Here is a 21,035-nt window from a genome sequence, read left to right on the forward strand (position 1 = left end):
GGACAACGGGTTGATATTCCCGTACCCGTGTGAACGCGCCCATGATGAATCAGGAGTACTAACTGTCCTGAAGCCACGAGAAGACCTTCGGGTCTCGAGTTGGTGGATGCACGGGACCTTTCCTGGTAGTAGTCAAGCGATGGGGTGACGCAGGAAGGTAGCTGAGCCAGTCAGTGGTAATACTGGTGTAAGCGTGTAGGGCGTGACCTAGGCAAATCCGGGTCACATGAAGCCTGAGACGTGATGCGTAGCCGATTGAGGCGAATTCAGTGATCCTATGCTGCCGAGAAAAGCCTCTAGCGAGCTTTCACACGGCCCGTACCCCAAACCGACACAGGTGGTCAGGTAGAGAATACTAAGGCGATCGAGATAACTATGGTTAAGGAACTCGGCAAAATGCCCCCGTAACTTCGGGAGAAGGGGGGCCCTGTTTGGTGACGGAACTTGCTTCCTGAGCTGAGTGGGGCCGCAGAGACCAGTGAGAAGCGACTGTTTACTAAAAACACAGGTCCGTGCGAAGTCGTAAGACGATGTATACGGACTGACGCCTGCCCGGTGCTGGAAGGTTAAGAGGACCGGTTAGTCACTTCGGTGGCGAAGCTGAGAATTTAAGCCCCAGTAAACGGCGGTGGTAACTATAACCATCCTAAGGTAGCGAAATTCCTTGTCGGGTAAGTTCCGACCTGCACGAATGGCGTAACGACTTCTCAGCTGTCTCAACCGTAGACTCGGCGAAATTGCATTACGAGTAAAGATGCTCGTTACGCGCGGCAGGACGAAAAGACCCCGGGACCTTCACTACAGCTTGGTATTGGTGTTCGGTTCGGTTTGTGTAGGATAGGTGGGAGACTGTGAAGCGGTGACGCCAGTTACTGTGGAGTCGCTGTTGAAATACCACTCTGATCGAATTGGACCTCTAACCTCGGACCATGATCTGGTTCAGGGACAGTGCCTGGTGGGTAGTTTAACTGGGGCGGTTGCCTCCCAAAATGTAACGGAGGCGCCCAAAGGTTCCCTCAGCCTGGTTGGCAATCAGGTGTCGAGTGCAAGTGCACAAGGGAGCTTGACTGTGAGACTGACAGGTCGAGCAGGGACGAAAGTCGGGACTAGTGATCCGGCACCGGCAAGTGGAAGCGGTGTCGCTCAACGGATAAAAGGTACCCCGGGGATAACAGGCTGATCTTCCCCAAGAGTCCATATCGACGGGATGGTTTGGCACCTCGATGTCGGCTCGTCGCATCCTGGGGCTGGAGTAGGTCCCAAGGGTTGGGCTGTTCGCCCATTAAAGCGGCACGCGAGCTGGGTTTAGAACGTCGTGAGACAGTTCGGTCTCTATCCGCCGCGCGCGTAAGAAACTTGAGGAAGGCTGTCCCTAGTACGAGAGGACCGGGACGGACGAACCTCTGGTGTGCCAGTTGTTCCGCCAGGAGCACTGCTGGTTAGCTACGTTCGGAAGGGATAACCGCTGAAAGCATCTAAGCGGGAAGCCTGTTCCAAGATGAGGTTTCTCACCCTTGAAGGGGGTAAGGCCCCCGGCAGACCACCGGGTTGATAGGCCAGAACTGGAAGTCCGGTAACGGATGTAGGTGACTGGTACTAATAGGCCGAGGACTTACCACAAAGAAGCTACGCGTCCACTGTGCGGTATCTGAAACAACACACAGATACCTTGAGAAACTTGTTTTCTCCATCCTCCAACACCATCAGTTTTGGTGTTGACGGGTGGTGGAACCGAGTGTCCAGGGTTGGTTACTGTGACAGTTTCATAGAGTTACGGCGGTCATAGCGAAGGGGAAACGCCCGGTCCCATTCCGAACCCGGAAGCTAAGCCCTTCAGCGCCGATGGTACTGCACTCGACAGGGTGTGGGAGAGTAGGACACCGCCGAACACAATTTACGATCAAGCCCCCAACCATTCGTGGTTGGGGGTTTTTTCGTGTTCCGGAACGATTTCAACGATTTCGGAGAGCCGACGAAACTGACTTCACAGCACGGACTCCATTGCCGTGCATAGCCTTTCCAGTGCATCGGAATAGCGTGACGGCGCCGGCGTGCTGTATCCGACGACGATGCCATCGGTTCCGGTGTAGGCCGAATCGGGGTGCCTGAATGTCGACATCCCGACCAGATCGAGCCCGAGTCCTCGGGCGGCGCTCAAGACTGCTCCTTCGGTTCCGCGCGGCAGCTGAATCACAGCATGAAGTCCTGCGGAGATTCCGGCGATCCGTACTTCCGGTAGACGATGCTCGAGAGTATCGACCAACTGGTCGCGTCGACGTCGGTACGACGTACGCATCTTGCGGATATGAGCGTCGAACCGTCCAGAGTCGATGAAATCCGCAAGCGTCAATTGGTCAGTTGCGCTGACCCACCGCTCGTACGGTCCTTTGAGCGCTAGAACTGGTTCGATCAGTCTGTCCGGCAGTACCATCCATCCGATTCGAATAGCCGGCGAGAGTGTTTTGCTGACCGTTCCCAGATACGCGACGTGTTGTGGCGCGACGGCTTGGAGTGCTCCGACAGGTTTGCGGTCGTATCTGAATTCGCCGTCGTAGTCGTCCTCGATGACGATCCCACCCGAGTCGGACGCCCATTCCAATGCAGTTCTCCGGCGGCTGGGTATCAAGGGTCCGCCGAGCGGAAACTGATGGGTGGGTGTGAGCAGCGCGACCCTCGCCTGTGTCGAGGCCAGCTGTTCTGTGCAAGTTCCGGACTCGTCTACGAGTATCGGGACGGTACGAATTCCTTCGCCGGCGAGAAGGTTTCGGTGGAAGTGGAGGCCGTAGGCGTCTACCGCGACGGTTTCCTGGAGGACCCGAGCGATCAGTGTCAGCCCGTGTCCTGAGCTTGCGCAGACGATTATGTGCTCAGGATCAGTGCGCACTCCGCGGGTCCTCCCCAGATATGAGCTGAGAGCCGTACGAAGTTCGATTCGCCCTCGGGGATCTGTAGCCGAAAATGCGTCGTTCGGCGCGGATGTCAGCGATCGCCGCGCCGAGGAAATCCACTGTGCGCGCGGAAATGACGACACATCAGGAGACCCCGGGATGAAGCTGAGTGCAGGTGCGGGCGGTTCTTGTTCGCGAGGCGTGGACGGAGATTTCGCATTTCCTTCGTCGGGCTCGGCGTCGGCGAGTGATGCAACGACGGTGCCCGAGCCCTGACGAGTGATGAGCCAGCCGGCATTCGCAAGTTCGGTGTAGCAGTCTGCAACAGTATTTCGGGAGACTCCGAGATCTACAGCGAGACTTCGAGACGGGGGTAGTCGCGTTCCGGGCTTCAGACCGCCGGTATTGATGGCGTTCCGAAGTCCTTGCAGTAGTGCGGCTTTGACTCCCATTCCGTGCGGCAATTCGATGTGCAGATCCATGCCGACATTGGCCCACGAATTCACTCGCATATTGAACCATGTTTCGGGGTCATTGCTGGATTAGCGTGTGAGTATGCCAACGACTAACAACCAACGACTCGATCTCGCAAAATTGGCACCCGAGGTGTACAAGGCAATGATTGCCCTCGACACTGTTGCGCGTCAGGGGCTCGAGCCGACACTCGTGGAACTGGTGCTTACGAGAGCATCGCAATTGAACCACTGTGCGTGGTGTCTGGACATGCACACACGTGATGCACGATCGGCAGGGGTGAGCGAGCAAAAGCTCGATCTCCTGAACGCCTGGGAGGAAGCGCTGAATGTGTATTCGGATCGGGAACGGGTCGCGCTCGCGCTGACCGAAGCTGTGACGGTGTTGACCGACGGGTTTGTTCCGGACAAGGTATACAGCGCGGCCGCGGAGCATTTTGACGAAACCGAACTTGCGCAACTCATTAGCGTGATCGTCACGATCAACGCGTGGAACCGCATCGCGGTCACCACGCGTAGGACACCGCCAGTCCGCGGATAGCGGATAGCGGATTGCGACCTGGCTGGACTCACGCACCGAGGGCCAGGGATAGGGACAATCGAGATTTTGATGTCGATCCAAACGAAGCAGACATAAGTATCTTAATGACGGACTCAGTTACTGAATCGGCATCTCTCGAGAATGCGCGCGAATGACCGAATAGGTCCACTTCTGCACTAGGTGCTAATGATGTAGATAATATCTTTCGTGAGTTCTTTCGGGTTTGGCGAGAAGAAATAGTGAATCGTGATGCAGATCACAATTTTGATGTTTTGATGCGAATCGCTGTGCTCGATTTCGGGCGATGCGTGACGTGAGCAGTGACCAACGCTTGGTGTCGAGGCGCCCCGCAAGTGCCCCTTCCTGTGTGTTTGCTTTGAATCTCTCGGTTGACTTGACGTGGGTGCTCCGAAACTGAAGTAGGAAGCCGCTCTTCGAGCGGGGAATGTGGCTATCCGGCGATATTGACATTTAGTGCAAATGTTCAGAGAAATTCGTACTTGTCTCTAATGGTCGAGGGTCAGGCTGGAAAGTGTTCGGGATTCTTCTATCAAACTCGTAAAATATGCACTACATTCCGTATTCATAACTGGATGGTTGCTCTGTCTCGTTCCGGCGTCACGCGTGTACTTGGTTTCGCGAATTACTTCCGCCGAGATCGAGAAACTCTCCGCTACTGAAATGTCGGGAAAGGGAATTCTTTATGACTGTGCACGGTTCTCGGCGGAGATCACGAGGTCTTCGGTCGGCGCTCACCACCGCCATTGTTGTGACAGTCGGTGGAAGTAGCGTTTTGTTCGCTTCCCCAGCTCTTTCGGCTCCCACCCGTACTGTGGACTCGGCGTTCACTGCCCAAGAATGTGAGGGCACGGAATACACGCCGGCCGCTCCGATGCTCGAGATCTCGGGGCTTCGGCTGAAGCACTACAACGACGGCAATATCGTGCCGATGTACGGCAGCACCGATCGTGGCGCGAGCCTGGCGACAGATGCGCCGGTGTGCGGTGTTCGCGATGTCAGCGGTGTCGCGAAGTCGGAGTGGATGTACTGCACCGACTTCGACCTCGACCCGTGTTCAGGCGTCGAGGAAGGCTTGCCGGTCGACAAGGAACACGACGTGCTGGGGCCGACTGAACCGTCGTCGGGCAATCCGACCCTGACCACGAACGATCAGTTGGTCATCAGTTGGCTGCTGCAAAACCCCGCGAAGTGGGGAAACGACGTCGCGGACAACTCGTCGGAGAATGCGCGTTCGGCACGTCAAGGTTTGGTGTGGTGCATATCGGACTACAACAACCCACTCATGGGCGAATTTCGCGGCCTGTGCGACGAGTTTCTCGGTACTGCCGAGCAGGCTCGGATCGTCGCGTTGATGAAGGTCACTCAGACTCTCGATCTGGTACGTAAGACGCCGACGACGGGATCCCTGAAAGTTGTTGACACTGCAGTCTTTACGTTGAGTACAAACATGTACGGCAAGAAGATCGACGTGCGGGCATCGGGCGGAGCAACACTGACGGTCTGTGATAAAAACTCGGATGCGCGCTTGAACGGAAACAACCTCACCGTGCGTGGCAGTGGCTCCGGCGAGACCGACGTTGATCTCTGCTTGACGGCTAAGACTGGTGGAGACTATTCGGTGACCGCTGATGTCGTCCCGGATGCGGTGGAGAATCTGCACTGGAACACAGCCGGAGCGCAGTGCCAGGTGTTCGCTTCCTTCGATACGGTCAGTCCCCGTCGTATCAACGTCGACGCGTCAGTCGAGTACGGCTCTGGTTCTACGACGCCGACCACACCCGTCACGACCACACCCGTCAATACGCCTGTGATTGTTATTCCCATCATCCCGATTGTTCCCGTGATCCCGATCATCATTCCGGCCCCGCAGCAGCCGGCCCCGCAGCAGCCGTCCGTCGTTGTGCCGGTGACAGTAATCCAAGCCCCGGCGGCCCCGGCGGCCCCCGCGGCCGTAGCGCCGAGGCAGGCTACTGGCCCTCGTCCCACGGCAATCGATGGCGGTAGTGCGCAACAGAATTCGAGCGGCACTTCTGGAATCGCACTGGCGGGTCTCGGCTTGATCGGATTGGCTGGAGTGGGCGCACTGGCTATCCGTCGCACTCGCGCTTAACTCTCTCCACCTCGCAACGAAATGAGTGTTGATGACTCTGTATCCGGACAATGATGAGTTCGGCGAGCCGGATGAGGGCTCGCCGGCCAGTCCTTCGAATCGGTATCGAAAGGGTGGGATTCTTGCAATCGTCGCCGCGCTTGTTGTCGGAATTGCCTTGGCTTTCTTCGGGTTCCAGTCAAGCAGTGACAATACTGCCGCTACGCCGCCAGTTCCGGGGAGCGTCGTAACGTCGAATCAGGCAACGGCGACAGTGCCGGTGCACACGCCCATGACGCCGAATACGTTGGCGTTGGACCCGGTTGGCGTTCGCGCTCCGATTGTGGACGCGACTGTTCCAGATGGTGTTCTCACTCCGCCGGACAACGTGAAGAACGTGGGAATCTGGGTCGACGGTGCGCCGTTGGATTCCGTGACCGGCACGACTTTGATTGCGGGCCATGTGAATCTGACAGGGCAGGGTAATGGTGCTTTGTTCGATCTGGGAACGATCAGTCCCGGCGAGACCATTCGTACATCCGATGCGGCCGGCAAGAGTACGTCATGGAAGGTGACGGCGGTGACTACGCGACCCAAGGCAGACGGCGTCGAGGAAAGTGTTCTTGCGGGTCATGAGGGGCCGCGAAAGCTTGCGGTTGTCACGTGCGGTGGGGAACTTCAGTTCGACGGCGGTGTAGGCAATTACGCCGACAATGTCTATCTGTACGCCGATCTGATCGTCTGAAAACTAGGTTCGTGCTGACAGCGAAGGTCCATGTCTGGTTAGTCTCACAGGCATGGACCTTCGTCTTTCGGGAAAACGTGCAATCGTCGCCGGCGGTAGCAAAGGGATCGGGTTGGCGATAGCCCGCGGGCTGGCGGCGGAGGGCGTCGACGTCGCAATTCTTGCCAGAACTGCGGAATCTGTGGACTCCGTTGCAGCACAGATCTCTGCGGAGTTCGGTGTGCGGGCAATCGGCGTCGTGACGGATACCCGCGACGACGCCGTAGTTCACGCGTCGGTGCATGAGGTGGTGGAGACTTTCGGAGGCGTCGACATCCTGGTCAATTCTGCGGCGACTCCGTGGAGTGCGGGAAAGTCGACGGATTTCTGGTCGACAACAGATGAGGTCGTTCGGGACCAAATCGAAGTGAAGGTTCTCGGCTACCTCCGCACAGCCCGCGCTGTGGCGCCGTATATGGTCGCCCAGGGTTGGGGCCGGATCATCAATATCAGTGGACTAGGCGCGCGCAGCGCTACCTCGATTGCCCACACCGTTCGCAATGTCAGCGTTTCGGCGTTGACGAAGAACCTGGCCGACGAGTTGGGGCCCAGCGGGATCAATGTGACCGTCGTGCATCCCGGTGTCACGCGGACCGAGAGGTTGAATGCGCGGATCGTAGGCGAGATGAACCTGACCGGGCGTTCGCTCGACGAGGTGGAAGCCGGTATTGCAACAAATTCGATTCGAAAGATCGTCGACGCCAGTGAAGTGGCTGACGTCGTGACCTTTCTGGCGTCGCCGCGCAGTGTCTCCATTACGGGCGATGCCATTGCTGTGGGTGGTGGTGTTCCCGGGCCGGTGTACTACTGACCTGCACGTAGGGGTATAAATACATCTTGTGTCTATGTTGCATTCGGCTGCGGAGTCAGTCTTCCGCGAAGTGAAGGAACTGATCCTCTCCGGTGAGCTGCCCGGCGGCGAGCTCATCAGCGAGGGCGAAATCGCGAAGCGGATGGAGTGCAGTCGGACTCCCGTTCGCGAGGCTTTCCTGCGCCTCGAGGCCGAAGGCTGGATGCGGTTGTATCCGAAGAAGGGTGCGCTTGTCGTGCCCGTCGCAGACGGAGAGGCAGAGCACGTAGTTGCGGCGCGCCAACTGGTGGAGACGCAGAGCGTGCGCGTTGTTGCTGAACAGCCGCATGTGCGGAGCGCGCTGCTCGATGCCCTGCGGACCAGTTTGATCGAGCAGCGTGAGATCGCGGATCGTGGTGACGTCGTAGCCTTCAGCGCTGCTGACGCAGATTTTCACAAGATGATCGTTGCCGCCGGCGGAAATCCTTTGCTGGACACGTTCTACGGCGGACTGCGTGATCGGCAGCGCAGGATGACCGCGAGGTCCATCGCGCGGGATCCGGGTCAGTTGTCGCAGATCATCGAGGATCACACAGCTCTTGCAGACCTTGTCGAATCCGGCGATGCCGACGCGTACAACACAGCGGTGCTGGCGCACATGCGTCAGGTTCACGGCCTCGGATTTCGAGGGGCGCTGTGATGGTTGTCAAAACATTGGAACAGTCCACCGAAAAGCGTTCTGCACGAGCGTGGCTCATGGTTGCGGCCAGTATGTTTGCCGTGGCCTGGGGTGGTAACGAATTCACGCCCCTGTTGGTGATGTATCGGCTCGATCACGGGCATTCCCCCGTGATGGTTGACTTCTTCCTCTTTGCCTACGTGATGGGAATCGTGCCGGCACTGCTGCTGGGCGGACCGCTGTCGGACAGGTTGGGGCGGCGACCCTTGATGCTCCCCGCGCCGCTGATCGCGATTGCCGGATCCACGCTTCTGGCGTTCGGTGCCGATTCTGCTGCCGTTCTGATACTCGGACGCATCCTGTGCGGCATCGCGTTGGGGTTGGGCATGGCGGTGGGCGGTTCCTGGGTGAAGGAATTATCCACGGCGCCCTGGGACTTCGCGGCATCTGATGGTGCCGGAGCCAGACGTGCGGCGATGAGTTTGACCGCCGGCTTCGCGTTGGGAGCCGGGTTCGCGGGCGTTCTGGCTCAGTGGGCCCCGCTACCTGAAGCGTTGGCGTACGTCCTGCATATCGCGATCACCGTGATTGCGGGGGTTGCTTTATGGCGAGCGCCGGAGACTCGGGAGGCTCAGCCGATCGATGCGCGTCGACGCTTGATTGACGATCTGAAGATTCCGGCAGCCGGCCATCGCCGTTTCATCTACATAGTTGTTCCGTTGGCGCCGTGGGTGTTCGGCGCTGCCAGCGTCGGATATGCGGTCATCCCGGCCTTGATGACCGGGCACAGTGGTGATGCGCCCGTAGCCTTTTCGGCCTTCTTGTGCGTCGTAGCACTGACCTGTGGTTTTGCGATTCAGTCGCTCGGACGCAAGATCGACACCGACCTCAGTGCCCGCGGCGCCGTCGTAGCGCTGGTCTTTCTGGTAATCGGAATGGCCGGTGCAGCATTGGTGGCGTCGACGCTCACCGTGGCTGTTGCGGTTATTGCCGCTGCGATCCTGGGTTGCGGCTACGGAATGGCATTGGTATCGGGACTGCTCGAGATTCAGCGGATCGCGGGCCCCGACGATCTGGCAGGTTTGACGGCTGTCTTCTACTCGATCACGTACGTCGGGTTCGCTGTCCCGGCGGTACTGGCGATGCTGTCGGAAAGTATTCCGGCACTGACCTATCCGTTGATGCTTCTGTTCGGCAGCGCAGCAGCGGCAGCCTGCCTGCTCGTGGTTCTACTCAAGTCGCGTTCGCACCTGCCGTCGGGAAGCGAGCTAGCGCGGCGGTAGTTCTTTCCGGTTCAGCCACGCATCCCACAGTGGACGCAGCGGGGCGTCGGTGAAACGTGATGCCAGATCGGCGAATTGCTCGGTACTGACAGTTCCGTGCCGATGCTTGGTAGTCCACTGGCGGATCAGTTCGAAGAACTTGTCGTCACCGAGAACTCCACGTAAGGCATGGAGCGTCAAGGCGCCGCGTTTGTAGATTCGATCGTCGAACATCAAGGCGGGACCGGGATTGCCGATAACCACATCCTGTGGTTTGCGCGCGAGCCCTTGGTAGGCGTTTGATGCCAGGGTCTCGGAGGATGGGCCGCCGGAGTTCTCGGACCAGATCCACTCTGCGTAGCAGGCGAAGCCTTCGTGCAACCAGATGTCGCACCAGGCTCCGAGGGTCAGGCTGTTGCCGAACCATTGGTGTGCAAGCTCGTGTGCCACAAGGCGTTCGGAGCCGCGTCGGCCGGTGCAGTGATTGGCACCGAAAATCGAGAGACCCTGCGCTTCGATGGGGATTTCGAGTTCGTCGTCGGTCACCACTGCGGTGTAGTCGGCAAAAGGGTACGGCCCGAACAGTTTTCCGAACACTTCGAGCATCTGTGGTTGACGCGCGAAATCGACGTCGAACGAACTGCGTAGCCGTGGTGGGTGAACCGCGAAGATCGGAACCGGGCCCGCGCTGACCTGGCGATGCTCGTACTGCCCGATCTGGATGGTGGCCAGATAGGTGGCCATCGGTTCGGTCTGCTCGTACACCCAGGTGGTTGCGCCGGCCCGGATCTGCTTGCGGATCAGTGTCCCGTTGGCAAGGGCGTAGAACGGCGAATCAGTCGTAATCGAAATGCGGTACGACGCTTTGGAACTGGGATGATCGTCGCAGGGGAACCAGGACGCGGCACCGTTGGGTTGGCTGGCAACGAGGGTGCCTTCGGTGAGTTCTTCCCAGCCGACCTCACCCCACAGACTTTTGATCGGTTCGGGATTGCCGGTGTACTGGACTGTGACGGAGAGGGCTCCTCCGGCCGGAATCTTGGTGGCCGGTGTGATGATCAGTTTGTTGTTCTGGTGGGAGTATTTGGAGCCGCGGGCGCCGTTGACCGCCACCTTGGATACCTGCAGGTTTTGGGCCAGATCGAAGCTGAACTTGGATCGGTTTTCGGTGGTGACGGCAGTGATGACGGCTTTACCGGCCAACCGATTGCTGAAAACCTTGTAGGTCAGTTCCAGTTCGTATCGCGACACACGGTATCCATGGTTGCCGTTGTGCGGCAGGTACGGATCGATCGGGTCGTCCGGAGACTTGTTCGGTTTCACGAGGCGGCCCACGGTGCGATCGGGTTTCCCTGCCAGCGAGTGGACGGCGGAACAGTGTCACCTCGCATGACCAAAGACGCGGGGCCGACGGTTGCACCGGCGCCGATCCCGGCGGCCGGTAGCGCAACACAATGCGGTCCCAGAGTTGCGCCCGCGCCGAGGGTGACGGTGTCCATGGACATAATCCGATCATGGAAGAGGTGAGTTTGCACGACGCACCCCCGTTCAACGGTTGCGCCGTCGCCCAAAGTCACGAGATCCGCTTCGGGTAGCCAGTACGACTCGCACCACACGCCCTTGCCGATCTTGGCGCCCAATCCTCGCAAAAAGATGTTCAGAACTGCGGTTCCGGTTGCTGCGCGAGCGAACCAGGGGGCGGCGACGGTCTCGACAAAGGCGTCGGCAACCTCGTTGCGCCAGACGAAGGAACTCCACAGCGGGTGCTCTACCTTGTTGATCTTGCCGACGACAATCCACTTGGCAGCAACTGTGACGGCTCCGGCGACAGCTCCGGCGATCAGTAGGACAACGCCGCTGAGCAATGCGGCGAGCCAGAATCCGACGGCTCCGACGAGGGCTTCGAGTGCGAACAGCACACCGAGGCCGATGCCGAAAGTGACCATGACGGGGATAAGTCGGCAGGTTTCGACAATTCCGCGGGCGATCTTGAGTCGCGTCGGGGGATTGAAGGTGCGGGCGACGTCGGTGTCTCCGGCGGCGCGACGTAGCCGCACAGGCGGGCTACCCAGCCACGACGATCCGGACTTCGCTTTGGACGGTGTGGCTGAGAGAACCGCGACCAGACCGTTTTTCGGGACGCGTCGACCGGGCGCCGTCATTCCGGAGTTGCCGAGGAAAGCGCGCTTGCCGATTTTGGCGTGCTCGATGTGCATCCAGCCGCCGCCGAGGCCGTAGCTGGCCACCATCGTGTCGTCGGCAAGGAAGGCGCCGTCGGCGACGGTCGTGAATTTGGGGAGAAGCAGGACTGTGGATGCTTCGACGTTCTTGCCGATCTTGGCACCGAGAAGCCGGAGCCAACCGGGCGTCAGCAGGCTTGCGTAGAGCGGGAAAAGGAACGTGCGGGCGGAGTCGAGAAGCCGCTCGGTTGCCCAGACTTGCCAGCCGATTCGGCTGCGGACGGGGTGGTAGCCCTCGACCATTCCGATCGACAACAGGCGTACCGCTACGAGAGTGATTCCGGCAAAGACCACCAGGCTGAGGATGGTGGCGACGGGAAGCATGATGAGGGACTGAGTGATTGCGTCGCCGAGGGTCTCGGTGTCGCGAATCCACCAACCGATCAACACTATTCCCGCCATGAGGGCAAAGATCGGCACGCCCGCCAGGAAGATTGATGTGACGCCGTAGACCGGAACCCATCCGGGTGCGCGTTTCGGATGTTCCGACGGCCAAGGATGATTCGCCTTGCCGACCTTGGTTGCGGGTGAACCCGCCCACTGTTGATTGGCCTTCACTCGGCCGAATACCGCAGATCCGGGTTCGACCACCGCGTCCCGTCCGATGCGTGCGCCGGGCAGAAGTGTGGAACGCGAACCGACGGAAGCGCCGGCTCCGATTTTGATTTCACCGATGTGGACGACGTCTCCGTCGATCCAGTGGCCGGAGAGATCGACTTCGGGTTCGACAGAGCAGCCGTCACCGAGCTCGAGCATGCCGGTAATCGGTGGCAGTGTGTGCAGGTCGACGCCACGCCCGATGTCGGCGCCGAGAGCTCGGGCGTAGTAGAGCATCCAGGGTGCACCCGAAAGATTGGCTGCGCCACTGGCTTCGGTGAGTCGATGCGCTATCCACAATCGAAGGTGCTCACTGCCGCCGCGAGGATAGGTACCGGGTTGCAGGTTTCGCAGTAGCAGCCGGGTACCGATCACGGAGATCGCCATGCGGCCGATCGGCGTGATGAACACGATGAACGCCAACAAGATCCACCACCACGAGACCGTTGGCGCCCAGCTGGCGTCGACGAACCAGCCGAGCACGTTGTTCGCGATTGCGAGCCACGTGACCCACTGCAGTCCGGTGAGCGTGGTCAGTGGAACTGTTGCCGCTACCTGCAACAGTTGGGTTTTCAGTGGTGTGGGCTTGACGATGCGCGTCTCGACGGTTTCGGTGGGCGCCAATTCGTCGAGGTATTCGGCGAGAGATCCCAACCGGGGATGATCGTAAAGTTGAGCGACTGTCACTTCCGGGAAGCGCTCACGCAATGCTGTCACGAGCTGTGCGGCGGAGAGTGATCCACCGCCCACCTCGAAGAAGTCGTCGTCGAGGCCGGTGATCTGCGCGCCGAGGATCGAACCCCACAGCCCGGCAACCCAGGCTGCAGTTCCGTCGAGTCCCAGTGCAGCCCCGGCATCTTCGCCGGCTCCGGGCAGTGGCCAGGGGAGCGCATTGCGATCGACCTTGCCGGACGTACGCGTCGGAAGCTCGTCCATCAATGCCAAACGAGGAACGAGGGCTGCCGGCAACTGCTCACTGAGCTGTGCGTGGGCGGCCTTGAGATCGAAGTCGGGATCGGTGCTCGCGATGTATCCGACGAGCAGTTGATTGCCGGCCGCGGTCTTCTTGACAGCTGCTGCGGCACCGCTGACACCCGGAAGGTTTTGCAGAGCATTGTCGACTTCGCCGAGTTCGATGCGTCGGCCGCCGAGCTTGACCTGATCGTCGGCTCGGCCCTGGAACATGAGTCCCTCGAGTTCGAGCCGGACGAGGTCACCACTGCGATACGCCCGGTCCCAGCCGAGCGAGGGCATCGACGCGTACTTCTCGGCGTCCTTCGCCGGATCGAGATAGCGAGCCAGGCCGACGCCGCCGATCACCAGCTCACCGACTTCGCCGACGGCAACGGGGTTGTTCTGGGCGTCGACGACGGCCAGGTCCCAGCCGTCGAGTGGAAGCCCGATGCTGACGGGGCTCTTGCCGTCCATGATCGCGCCGCACGCGACGACGGTCGCTTCGGTAGGTCCGTACGTGTTCCAGACTTCACGGCCTTCGACGGCCAGACGCTCCGCCAACTCGGGCGGGCAGGCTTCGCCACCGAAAATCAGCAGACGGACGGCTTCGAGGGCTTCAGCGGGCCACAACGACGCCAGCGTCGGAACGGTGGAGACGATGCTGACATCGCGGGAGACCAGCCACGGCCCGAGGTCCATGCCGCTGCGGACAAGTGATCGAGGCGCGGGAACCAGGCAGGCGCTGTGACGCCAGGCGAGCCACATCTCCTCGCACGACGCGTCGAAGGCGACGGACAGTCCGGCGAGAACACGATCTCCGGGACCGATCGGCTCGTCCTGAAGGAACATGCGGGCTTCGGCGTCGACAAACGCCGCAGCATTGAGGTGAGTGACGGCAACACCCTTGGGGGTGCCGGTGGAGCCGGAGGTGAAGATGATCCAGGCGTCGTCTTCGGGTTCGGGTTCGCGTATCGGTGGATGCTCGAGTCGCTTCGGCGCCGTGCCGGGTTGGATGCCGTCGCCGGTGATGATGGCGGTTACCTGGGCTTCGCCGAACACCAGGTCGGCACGCTCTTCCGGGTCGTCGGCGTCGACCGGCACGTAGGCGGCACCGGCCGCGAGAATCGACAGAATTGCCACGTACAGCGCCCGTGAACCGGACGGCATCCGGATGCCGACGCGGTCACCCGCACCGACGCCGGCGTCAGCCAGCCAACGCGCGCCCTGCTCGATTTCGTCGAGCAGTTCGGCGTAGGACAGCGTGGTCTCGCCGTCGTCGATTGCGGGTGCTTCGGGGTTTGCCTGCGCGGATGCCCGCACGATATCGATGAGAGTGCGCGGCGCAGGGGCCTGCGACGAACGTAGGAATGCGGACGGAATCCCGAGAGGTGTTTCCGTCGACTGCGGCTGGAGTGGCAAACCCGTTGATCCTGTTCTGCTCATGAATCTTCGCTCGTGTGATCTGTCGAGTTGTTATCTCACGACAAGTTTGCGAGTTGGTGAACAGTTCTGCCTAATGCAACATGCCGACATTGCGGTTATTCCGGGTTGGCGTTGCTTTGCAACTGTCCTTCGGCCGAATCGGCGAACTCGGGTGTGTCGAAGACTTCGCCCCCCAACGGGTCGACGGCCTGCGAATCCTCGGAGATATCGACGACACCGGTATCGGGATCGATGTTGACGGCGTGCGCAGGCACTTCGTGGACGGTGATGAAGACGTGCGACTCTCCCGAATCGGTCGGGATCCCGACCGGGGCGGGGGTAAGCCCGGCCAAGGTCGACGAGATATTCAGATCGCGAAGTCGCTTGACCGAAGGCTGGGGGACCTCGGTTTCAGCCATGGCAGTTGTCGACACCCGTAGATAGCGCGGCGCTGCGGCGACTTCGTAGCGGAAGGCCTTGAGCATCGACAGACACGCCAACACCATGATGATCGAGAACGGCACAGCAGTGGCTATGGCAACCGTTTGCAGCGCGGTCAGGGAAGTACTGCCACCGACGATGAGGAGGATCGCCGCAGCTGCGCCCGAGAGGAAGGTCCAGTAGATCCGCGTGATCTTGGAGGTTTCGAGATTGCCGCCGTTGGCGAGAATGTCGATGACAATCGAACCGGAGTCGGCAGACGTGACGAAGAAGAACACGATCACCATGATCGCGAGGAGACTCGTGAAGGTGCTCAACGGAAGTCCGTCGAGAAGGACGAACAGCGACGTGTTGGTGTCGACGGCACCTGATGCGTCGAGCATCGTGCCCTCGTTGCGCTGACGAAGAATGCCGGAGTTACCGAAGATGGTGAACCAGAGCGATCCGACGAGTGTCGGCGCGAGCAGCACACCGAAGACAAATTCCCGGATGGTGCGGCCACGTGAGATGCGCGCGATGAACATACCGACAAACGGTGCCCAACTCATCCACCAACCCCAGTAGAAGATGGTCCAGGTGCCGGCCCAACCGTCTTCGGCGAACGGAGAGGTGCGCAGCATCAGTTCGGGCAGCGCCTGAATGTAACCGCCGATGTTCTGCACCCAGGACTGCAGCAGGAACAGTGTGGGACCGAGGAGCAGCACGAACAAGGCCAGGAGCGCGGCCAGGATCATGTTGGTGTTGGAGAGCCATTTAAGCCCCTTGGCGACGCCCGACGCTACCGAGAATGTCGCCATCGCGGTGACGATGACAATGATCGTGATGACGAGGCCGTTGCCGGTGTCTACCCAGCCGAGGTAGTCGAGGCCCGCGGAAATCTGCTGGACTCCGAAGCCGAGTGAGGTTGCGACACCGAACAGGGTGCCGACGATGGCGATGACGTCGATGGTGTGGCCGATTTTGCCTTCGATTCGGGCGCGACCCAGCAGAGGTTCCAGCAGCCAGCGGATCGACAGTGGACGGCCCTTGCGGTACGTCATGTAGGCCAGGCCCAATCCGACGACGACGTAGATAGCCCATGCGTGCAGGCCCCAGTGGAACATCGTGAGTTCCATGGCCTGATTTGCGGCGGCATCGGTGGATCCGGGGATCCGGCCCGCAACCGGTGGTGTGACGTAGTGCGAAAGTGGTTCTGCTACTCCGTAGAACACGAGACCGATGCCCATGCCGGCGCTGAAGAGCATGGCGAACCACGACATCATGCCGAACTCGGGATTCTCGTCGTCACGGCCGAGTCTGATGTTGCCGATACGGCTGATTCCGCAGTAGAACGCAAAGGCAACAAACCCGGTGGCGGAGAGGACGTACCACCATCCGACGCCGTTACTGATCGCGTTGTTAAGCCTGATGAAGGCATCCGACGCCGTTCCCGCGTAGATCACCGCAAACGCGATCAGTCCGAAAATCACTATCGATGCCGGGACGAATACGGGTTTCCGCAGTCCCTTCCATGCATTTTTAACGCAGTCATCTTTGCTCCTCCAACAGTTGAGCATGTACAGCACACTTCGGCGGCATCGTCGACGTGCTCAGCTCCAGTCAAGACTGGACTATTGCTGCGCATTACAAGGTAGCCCCGCCATTCGAATGGCTCAACTGGACGAAAGTTGGTGCAATGTGGGCGAATATGTGCAACATGCCAGGATCGGAGTAGTAACTATGTTGGAGTGAAAGGTTTTTGGATACCGATTTGACTGGGACGCGACGAATCTCGTTGGAATTCAAGGAATGATCGATGGCGTGACGGCTCTCAGCGGATGTGGTCTGTCAAGATCGACGAATGAGTCTGTAGGTCAAGTGGTTATGGCAGGCGGAAGTCGCACTTGGGCTCGTGGCGCCGATGAGGCCGAAATGTAACTGTGATGGTAGCCACTGCGGGCCGTAGAGAGGCCTATTTGCCGAGTTCCGCATCAATCAGTTCTGCGGCATCTTTCAACCCGAGGCCGTTGTATTGCTCGCGCAGTGCCTTGACTGCCGGGATGCGTGAGTCGGTTGAGGCGATGGCTTTGCGTACGTCTTCGATCGGAATTTCCGACGGGTCGACGGTTGACGTCAGCCGACTGTTTCGCGGGTTGGGCATGTTCTTCCAAGACTGGACCGTCCTGATCGCGAATCCGACAGTCGCGAATACCCAAGCAGAGAGGCGCACCCAATTCCACACGGTGTGTTCCGAGATCACGGCATCAATGGTGGACGGGCCCAGAACTAGCAAGGCGGCCAATGTGACGGTGTGCATCCACCGTTCGGCGCGTCTGCTCTCGTACCATCGCTCCGCCATTATTCGATCGTCGCACGTGAAAGATGCTCGACACCTCGGAACGCACGGACGATGATCAAACGCATTCGCCGTAGACAGGAGAATTGCATGAGAGCGACACGCATAACCGCCAATCTCAGAGTGGATGACATCGAGGCTGCACAAGGTTTCTATACCGACTATCTCGGTTTGAGTACCGAGGAGTTCAATCTGGGGTGGGTGGCTCGGTACACGTCTCCAAGCAACGGGGAACACGTCCAGCTTGTAACGCGCGATGCAACCGCAACCGAAGACTCGGTTATCTCAGTCCACACGGATGACCTCGACGGTGCGTACGAAGAAGCTCGCAAACTCGGCTTCGAGATCGTGCACCCGATAACTACCGAAGAGTGGGGCGTTCGACGGTTCTTCGTTCGAGCACCGGACGGCAACGTCATCAACATCGTGAGCCATCGAGACTGAGGCCACCTCTGATCGGAAAAGTAAGAGTGGCAACGATATTCGGCCGCTTCGAACCTGGCCGGTAGGCGCATTGTCGTGCGGGGGATCCGGATGCGTCAATGCGAAAGGTTGACAAGGTTGGAAGTTCCTGCCATTCTCGTTGCCAGGTCACGAGTACCAGTGTTCAGCCCCGGCTTGCTGGTCGGCAACCCTCCTCCGCGGTGGGGTGCTCCGGGTGACGACCCGGCTGTATCCGAAAACGGATGCGGCAAGCGCGGGCTCTTCCGGGAACATCACCCGAAAAATGAGTCCTTGAACGTGAGGATTGTCTTCGATGACTGCTGTTTTGAGTGCCGAGATCTGTGCCACCGCCCCCATTGCCAAGGTTTCGGGTTCTGACCTGCAGGTTCCCCTCGTGCAGGGCGGCGAGTGTTCGTACGCAAACTTCGACTACGCAGCCAGCGCGCCGGCATTGGCCCAGGTCACGGACCGTATCGCAGAATTGCTCCCCACTTACGCCAGCGTCCACCGCGGCGCCGGATACGCATCGCGGATCTCCACACTGACGTACGAGAACGCACGCGAATCGGTTGCTCGCTTCGTGAACTGCGCCGACGACCAGGTTGTGGTCTTCACTCGCAACACCACTGATTCGCTGAACCTCCTGGCTCAGTCCGTTCCCGGCAGCACCGTTGTTCTCGACATCGAGCATCACGCAAATCTGTTGCCCTGGAACGATGCTCGCGTTGTTACCGCTGCCGATACCGTCGAAGAGACCATCGAGCGTCTCATTGCGGAACTGTGCACCAAGCCTGCTGCACTGCTGGCAATCACGGGCGCATCCAACGTGACCGGCGAGATCCTGCCGATCGCACGCCTGGCTGACATCGCCCACCGCTGCGGCGCGCGCATCCTCGTCGACGCAGCCCAGTTGGCACCCCACCGTCGTATCGATCTGCAGGAATGCGGCGTCGACTACATCGCCTTCTCCGGCCACAAGCTGTATGCACCGTTCGGTGCCGGCGTCCTGGTCGGCCGTCGCGACTGGCTCGATGAGGCAAAGCCTTACCTCGCCGGTGGCGGCGCTGTCCGTGAGGTGACGTTGGAGTCCACCGAGTGGGCCTGCGCTCCCGCCCGCCACGAGGCCGGTTCGCCCAACGTTCTTGGTGCCGGTGCTATTGCAGCTGCGTGCGACGCGTTGACCGCACTCGACTTCGATGTCATCGCCGAACACGAGAAGGCTCTGACCGCGCAGCTCACCGATGGTTTGGCTGCAATCGCGGGCGTCAACTTGCTCCGCCTGTGGGCCGACGCTCCCGACGCCGTCGGAATCGTCACCTTCACGGTCGACGGCTACGAAGCCGGCGAGGTTGCCGCGTTCCTGTCGGCAGAACACGGCATCGGCGTTCGCGACGGCCGCTTCTGCGCGCACCCGCTGCTCTCGCGTCTCGGACTGTCCGGCGGAGCAGTGCGCGCCAGCCTCGGTTTGGGCAGCAGTTCCGATGACGTGACCCGCCTGATCGACGCCGTGAGCATCCTGGTTTCCAATCAGTGTGATTGGAACTACGAAAAGACCGCCGGTGCCTGGAACCCCACGCCCGAGACCCGCACTTTCCTCGGTGGCGCCGACATCAACGCCGGTACAACCGAGTGCGTCTGAGCGAAAGCTCGAATGCGCTGACCTGAGTAGGCAACTAGCATGGCAGACATGACAACTGCGAAGTTTGGAATGTGTACGAGCTGACGATCGTCTCGCTCACCACTACATCTTTCTAACTTTCGGAGATACACATGTCTTCTGCCGCTTCACATTCCCTGCACGTAGCTGTCGAGCTGACCGGCTTCGGGCACCACCCGGCCGCCGAAGGTGCTCCTGGAAATCTGCCAATGATCGGCAACGACTACTGGGTAGACCTCACCGAGGGTGAAGCCCTGCTTGATTTGACGGCCTTCCCCGCCAACGTTATTCGGATTCGCGCCAAAGACTTGCGGGACGCGCAGGTTCAGCGCGCCGGTATCCGAGCAGCACTCGCTGCGGATGGCCGTGATCCCGACACTGTTGCAGTGTTGGTCGATCTTGAAGTCCTGATCGCGCCGGAAGCGCGCTCGGCGCGTAAAGAGTTGGCGCAGTTGGACAGTGCCTTGACGGTTTCGAGAGTTCCGGTGTCGCTGCAGTACGTCGGAACTCCCTCCGGGCTCGGAAGTTTGATCGCGGATATTCGCGCCGCCGATGTCGCCGACGGTGTGACATTGTTGCCGCTGGCATTGCCGCGAACTCTCGAACATCTTGTAGGCGAGACTATTCCGTGGCTTCAAGAACGAGGTCTGGTGACTGCGTCGACGGCTGTCGACGAGGTGCTCGGCCGCTTCGGATTGCCGCCGCGTCAGCGCACCCTCGCGTCCTGACCGAAGCAGATTCCCGGACGCTGTCCTGGCTCAGGCGAGCTGGAGTGTAGTCAGGCAGGTTGGGGCGTCGGCGCTGGTGGAGATGACTGTGCTGGCTGCCCGGCCGTCATGTCTCACGGTCATGGTCGCTTCCACATCGCGAGGTAGCCAGAGGCCGATGAATCCGTTGTCATAAGTGCTTCTCGTCTCGTCGACCAGCACTTCGTGGTCGGCGTTGTCGGTGACAAGGACGTGGACCTCCTGGTTGCCGAGTTCGCCGAGGCAGGAGGTCAGGCTATGCCGGAAGCAGTTGTGCGTCTGCGAGATGTACGGCGCGACCGAGACGTAGAACTCGTCGACGGGAAGATCGACGACCGATTCGTTGCCTGTGCTGTCCGAGAGTTGGATATTCTCCGGGCCAACCGACGCGATCAGGTCGCTGGGGCGGTCGGCAACGAGCATCGTGTCCAGTCGTTCGATCAGCTCGCGGGCGTTCAGTCCGTCGAGGCCGTGTGCCGTGAGCAGACTGCCGCCGGCCGGTTGCTGCTCCTCGGTGGCCGGCGCACAGCCGGCGAGAAGCAACGCTCCGGCGAGTAGTCCGAGGATGGCCGTCCGGATGGTGGTGCTCGATCGGGGTCGCATGGTCTTCATCTTAGAACGGATACCCGGCATGGGTATCTGGAGGTGGGGAGTGCGGACATCAGACCGGGC

Annotated in this window: 15 protein-coding genes, 2 rRNA genes and 1 riboswitch (1 of these 18 running past the window's edge); of the genes, 11 read left to right on the forward strand and 6 right to left on the reverse strand. The window is 60.1% G+C overall.

Going from position 1 to position 21,035, the window contains the following annotated elements; genetic code table 11:
- Both BDB13_RS06630 and rrf read left to right on the forward strand, forming a co-directional pair.
- Nucleotides 1–1,620, forward strand: a 23S ribosomal RNA gene (locus BDB13_RS06630); it begins 1,512 nt to the left of the window's first position.
- A gap of 152 nt (nt 1,621–1,772) precedes the next feature.
- A 5S ribosomal RNA gene (gene rrf / locus BDB13_RS06635) occupies nt 1,773–1,889 on the forward strand.
- Nucleotides 1,890–1,984: 95 nt separating this feature from the next.
- Here rrf and pdxR read toward each other — a convergent pair.
- Nucleotides 1,985–3,394, reverse strand: coding sequence for a MocR-like pyridoxine biosynthesis transcription factor PdxR (gene pdxR, locus BDB13_RS06640; protein ID WP_176459703.1), 1,410 nt, complete (start codon nt 3,392–3,394; stop codon nt 1,985–1,987).
- A 49-nt stretch (nt 3,395–3,443) separates the two neighbouring features.
- On the opposite strand from pdxR, the gene BDB13_RS06645 reads away from it, so the two are divergent.
- The 6 genes from BDB13_RS06645 to BDB13_RS06670 all read left to right on the forward strand — a co-directional run bounded on the left by BDB13_RS06645 (nt 3,444) and on the right by BDB13_RS06670 (nt 9,548).
- A complete protein-coding gene (locus BDB13_RS06645) occupies nt 3,444–3,902 on the forward strand; it encodes a carboxymuconolactone decarboxylase family protein (protein WP_094274722.1) in 459 nt (152 codons plus the stop codon).
- A 703-nt stretch (nt 3,903–4,605) separates the two neighbouring features.
- Nucleotides 4,606–6,033, forward strand: a complete 1,428-nt coding sequence (locus BDB13_RS06650; protein WP_254922733.1) for a hypothetical protein — start codon at nt 4,606–4,608, stop codon at nt 6,031–6,033.
- Nucleotides 6,034–6,064: 31 nt separating this feature from the next.
- Nucleotides 6,065–6,757 (forward strand): class F sortase, encoded by a 693-nt coding sequence (locus tag BDB13_RS06655; RefSeq protein WP_094270946.1) that lies wholly within the window; start codon nt 6,065–6,067, stop codon nt 6,755–6,757.
- 52 nt (nt 6,758–6,809) lie between these two features.
- A complete protein-coding gene (locus BDB13_RS06660) occupies nt 6,810–7,607 on the forward strand; it encodes an SDR family NAD(P)-dependent oxidoreductase (RefSeq protein ID WP_094270947.1) in 798 nt (265 codons plus the stop codon).
- Nucleotides 7,608–7,641: 34 nt separating this feature from the next.
- On the forward strand, nt 7,642–8,286 hold the full coding sequence (locus BDB13_RS06665; protein ID WP_094270948.1) for a GntR family transcriptional regulator: 645 nt from the start codon (nt 7,642–7,644) through the stop codon (nt 8,284–8,286).
- Nucleotides 8,286–9,548: an MFS transporter gene (locus BDB13_RS06670; protein WP_094270949.1), complete on the forward strand. Its 1,263-nt coding sequence runs from the start codon at nt 8,286–8,288 to the stop codon at nt 9,546–9,548. The genes BDB13_RS06665 and BDB13_RS06670 overlap by 1 nt, the downstream gene beginning before the upstream one ends.
- Here the strand turns inward: BDB13_RS06670 and BDB13_RS06675 are convergent.
- The 4 genes from BDB13_RS06675 to BDB13_RS06690 form a co-directional block, all read right to left on the reverse strand.
- The gene (locus BDB13_RS06675; RefSeq protein WP_094270950.1) at nt 9,534–10,862 is read right to left on the reverse strand and encodes a M1 family metallopeptidase; all 1,329 of its coding nucleotides are present in this window, start codon (nt 10,860–10,862) and stop codon (nt 9,534–9,536) included. The two genes, BDB13_RS06670 and BDB13_RS06675, sit on opposite strands and share 15 nt — an antisense overlap.
- Entirely contained in the window at nt 10,847–14,761 is a 3,915-nt protein-coding gene (locus BDB13_RS06680; RefSeq protein ID WP_441347179.1) for a non-ribosomal peptide synthetase, read from the reverse strand. Before BDB13_RS06680 ends, BDB13_RS06675 begins: the two co-directional genes overlap by 16 nt.
- Before the next feature lie 95 nt (nt 14,762–14,856).
- Entirely contained in the window at nt 14,857–16,737 is a 1,881-nt protein-coding gene (locus BDB13_RS06685) for a BCCT family transporter (protein ID WP_094274725.1), read from the reverse strand.
- A 395-nt stretch (nt 16,738–17,132) separates the two neighbouring features.
- Nucleotides 17,133–17,519, reverse strand: coding sequence for a hypothetical protein (locus tag BDB13_RS06690; protein WP_094270951.1), 387 nt, complete (start codon nt 17,517–17,519; stop codon nt 17,133–17,135).
- An 87-nt stretch (nt 17,520–17,606) separates the two neighbouring features.
- On the opposite strand from BDB13_RS06690, the gene BDB13_RS06695 reads away from it, so the two are divergent.
- The 3 genes from BDB13_RS06695 to BDB13_RS06705 all read left to right on the forward strand — a co-directional run bounded on the left by BDB13_RS06695 (nt 17,607) and on the right by BDB13_RS06705 (nt 20,345).
- Nucleotides 17,607–17,960 (forward strand): VOC family protein, encoded by a 354-nt coding sequence (locus BDB13_RS06695; RefSeq protein WP_094270952.1) that lies wholly within the window; start codon nt 17,607–17,609, stop codon nt 17,958–17,960.
- 145 nt (nt 17,961–18,105) lie between these two features.
- Nucleotides 18,106–18,220, forward strand: a riboswitch (SAM riboswitch).
- Nucleotides 18,221–18,273: 53 nt separating this feature from the next.
- The gene (locus BDB13_RS06700; protein WP_094270953.1) at nt 18,274–19,599 is read left to right on the forward strand and encodes an aminotransferase class V-fold PLP-dependent enzyme; all 1,326 of its coding nucleotides are present in this window, start codon (nt 18,274–18,276) and stop codon (nt 19,597–19,599) included.
- A 131-nt stretch (nt 19,600–19,730) separates the two neighbouring features.
- Nucleotides 19,731–20,345: a hypothetical protein gene (locus BDB13_RS06705; protein WP_094270954.1), complete on the forward strand. Its 615-nt coding sequence runs from the start codon at nt 19,731–19,733 to the stop codon at nt 20,343–20,345.
- 30 nt (nt 20,346–20,375) lie between these two features.
- Here the strand turns inward: BDB13_RS06705 and BDB13_RS06710 are convergent, their stop codons facing one another.
- Complete coding sequence (locus tag BDB13_RS06710) at nt 20,376–20,966, reverse strand: CueP family metal-binding protein (protein ID WP_254922735.1); 591 nt, start codon at nt 20,964–20,966, stop codon at nt 20,376–20,378.
- Nucleotides 20,967–21,035 lie beyond the last annotated feature (69 nt).

Source organism: Rhodococcus sp. OK302 (assembly GCF_002245895.1).
Lineage (GTDB): Bacteria > Actinomycetota > Actinomycetes > Mycobacteriales > Mycobacteriaceae > Rhodococcus_F.